Source organism: Plantactinospora solaniradicis (assembly GCF_042658085.1).
GTDB classification, from domain to species: Bacteria; Actinomycetota; Actinomycetes; order Mycobacteriales; family Micromonosporaceae; genus Plantactinospora; species Plantactinospora solaniradicis.
In genome coordinates, this window is record NZ_JBHSPR010000005.1 from 1 (window position 1) to 2,974 (window position 2,974).

General features: G+C 66.0%; 3 protein-coding genes. 2 read left to right on the forward strand and 1 reads right to left on the reverse strand.

The features are described 5' to 3' along the window. Positions 1 to 327: 327 nt before the first annotated feature. Together ACFP2T_RS05575 and ACFP2T_RS05580 are read left to right on the forward strand one after the other, a co-directional pair. Complete coding sequence (locus ACFP2T_RS05575) at positions 328 to 816, forward strand: hypothetical protein (RefSeq protein WP_377418035.1); 489 nt, start codon at positions 328 to 330, stop codon at positions 814 to 816. A gap of 113 nt (positions 817 to 929) precedes the next feature. Continuing rightward, positions 930 to 1,661 carry a class I SAM-dependent methyltransferase gene (locus ACFP2T_RS05580; RefSeq protein WP_377418037.1) on the forward strand — a complete coding sequence of 244 codons (732 nt, stop codon included), beginning with the start codon at positions 930 to 932 and terminating at the stop codon, positions 1,659 to 1,661. A gap of 295 nt (positions 1,662 to 1,956) precedes the next feature. Here the strand turns inward: ACFP2T_RS05580 and ACFP2T_RS05585 are convergent, their stop codons facing one another. After that, a complete protein-coding gene (locus ACFP2T_RS05585; protein WP_377418038.1) occupies positions 1,957 to 2,838 on the reverse strand; it encodes a serine hydrolase domain-containing protein in 882 nt (293 codons plus the stop codon). Between the last annotated feature and the right edge of the window lie 136 nt (positions 2,839 to 2,974).

The window sequence follows — 2,974 nt, forward strand, 5'->3', positions numbered from 1 at the left end:
CGAGTTCGGTAAACGCACCGGCGACCCGCGTTGTCGGCGGGGCGTCGACGGCGAGTTCGTTAGTGTCCGCGGCGTAGGTCCTGTGCCGTCGCGCTTCATGACCGACCCGCGGTAAGGCTCGGACGTCCTCCACGACCTGGACCATCTCAAGCCGCGGGTACTCCGCGCCAACCCGACGACCCTGACAACGCCGCGATCCCACTTGCACCAAGTAAGCCGATCTTCGGCTTGGGCGACCTTCGACACCTCAGCTTGATGACCCTGCTAGCGCCGGTGGGTACGTGACTTGCCGGGCCCATGAGGCGCCGAACCAGGCACAATGCTCAAGTGCTTGCCGACGACACCCTGCTCTGGCGGCTGTTGCGCTTCCTTGATCACGCCGATTGTCTAGAGGTGCCGGCGAACTACCAGCACCGCCGGACCATGGCACGGTTCAACCAGCTAGCGCAGCGACTCGACCGCGACTTCGGCCGCCAATGCGAGGTCGACCGGCAAGTACAGGACGCCAGCTTCCACGGCCGCATCGACATCCCCGCCACAGCCACCGGCACACTGCGGCGTCTCGTCATCGTCATCAGCAACTTCGGCAACCTGGCCGTCATCGCCGTCGACAACCCCGGAGTGTGGACCGACAAGGAAGCAGCTCAGCTGCTGCACCCTGAAGACGACACCCGGATCCGCCGGGCCCTGGCGGACCTGACCTACACCCTCATCCCTGAAGAACCCCTCTGGCAGCGTTACAACGGCGCATGGACCCCGGACAATCGCCCCGCCCGTGTCGACACCTGGTGGGACCGCTACTTCGACTACCTCTGATCGGCCAACCCGGGCCATGACCGGTACTCACGGGGCGGATCGTCACGGAACTGTGCCATCGCGCCGGGCGGTCTCACCACACGCATCGACACGAGGATCGGAGCCAGCAGATCGTGACCGAGTGGACCAACGACATGGCCATCCAACGCTGGGCGGCGACGCCCCGTGCGATGCTGGAGCAGACAGCACATGACGGCGACTTCGCCAAGCGCCACCTGATCAATCCTGTCCTGCTGCGCATGCTCGGCGACCTGACCCGGCGGCGGGTGCTCGACGCCGGCTGCGGCAACGGCTACCTCAGCCGGATCCTCGCGGGGCAAGGTGCCACGGTCGTCGGCGTCGAACCCGGTCAGTCACTGTTCGACTTCGCCGTGGAGCAGGAGGCCATCGCCCCGCGACGCATCCAGTACGTCCAGGCAGACCTGTGCGCACTGCCGAACCTCGGCGCGCCCTTCGATGCCGTGGTCGCCAGCATGGTCCTACCCGCCATACCAGACTGGACCGGCGCGATGCGCGCGTGCGTGCACGTGCTCAAGCCGGGCGGACTGTTCGTGTTCACCGTCAACCACCCCTGCTACGAACAGTTGTGGCCCACCTGGCGCGAACATGGTGAATACCGCACCCACCGCTACCTCACCGAGTACGAAATCCCCGGCCCCACCGGCGTCGACTTCCACCGCACCCTCTCGACCTACCTCAACCAGCTCACCAACCTCGGCTGCCAGCTAACCGAACTGGCAGAGCCCGGACTCGCCCCCGACACCACCGTCGACGGCCCCGACGGCATCGACGCGTACGTCCACCTGCCGAACTTCCTCATCGTCGCCGCCCGCCGAACCACCTGAGCACTCTCTACCGGCGCTCGGGCAACGTGCGAGAAAGAAGCCCACGCCGGAGGCGTTGGCTCGGATGATGGTGAGCCGGTCGACGAGATCGTTGTTCCCTGGGCCGAACCGGTGCTGAGCTACGAGCGGCATCCGCACATGCCGCCAAGCGGGCGCGCTGGACACCGACGCGTCACTATCCGTACGCCATCGTCCAGCTGTCAAACGCACGCTCGTACCGATAGGCGGACATCAGCCGCTGGCTTCGGCGGGGTCTTCCGGATCAGGACGGCCGCAGTGGTTCGAAGTGCCTGATCTATGCGAGCAGAGGCTCCAGGGCGCTGGCCTCCGTCGCCTCGGTATTGCTGAGGACCACAATGCGGCGACCCAGTTCCGGAATGTTGCCGGCGAACGCCTTGAAGCCCGCGTTGTCGCCGCTGTGGTGCCACCACCGCCGGCCGTTGAGCTCACCAACGAAGACGCCGTAGCCGTAACCGCTCTCATCAGGGCCCTTGCCGGTCCGCGTCCGTTCGGTCAACATCAGCGTGCGGTACGGTTCGCTCAACAGGTGGCCGCTCTGGAGGGCATCGAGCCAGGCCAACACATCCCTCGCCGTCGACCACACGTCGCCGGCCCCCATGCATACCACGTCCAGATCCCAGGTCGGCAACGGCCGACCCTCCCCGTCGTGGCCAACCGCCAGGTTCGGCCGCGCACCGGGCGCTCCTGCGAACGTGTCGGTCAAACCAAGGTGATCAAAGATGCGGTCCGCCATGAAGACCCGGTACGGCGTATCTGCAGCCCGTTCGACGACGTGTGCCAGCAGCACGTACGCCGGGCTGCTGTAGCTCCAGCCCTCGCCCGGCGGGTACAGAAGTGGTACGGAGTCGAAGGTCCTCAGCAGTTCGCTTGGCTCAACCCGCAGAGCTAGGTCGATCATGGGATAGTCGTCCCAATGGCCGAGGCCAGAAGTGTGGGTGAGCAGGTGGTGCAGCGTGACGTCTCGCCACTTCCTCGGGCAGTCGTCGATCCAACGGCGCACGGGATCGTCGAGGACGAGCGTGCCGTCCTCGACGAGCAAGAGCGCGGCAGCCGCGGTGAACTGCTTGCTCACAGAGGCCAGCTGATACCGCGTCTCCGTGGCGTCGTCCACGATGAAGTCCTCACCCTGCCGCACCAAGGTCTCTGCTCGAATCATGGCGCCGACGCTAGACGCTTTCGCCCCGCAAGGTGAGGACGCTGGGTCGTCACAGACCCGTGCACAGAAGGTCAGGTGCACGCTCACTGCGCAGACTCTGTCTGTCGGCGGTCTCGTCGGGCACCGTGTCTGGTGC

Excerpts from the sequence above, each read along its gene's own strand:
- ACFP2T_RS05585 (WP_377418038.1), bottom strand. The coding sequence starts at position 2,838 with ATGATTCGAGCAGAGACCTTGGTGCGGCAGGGTGAGGACTTCATCGTG.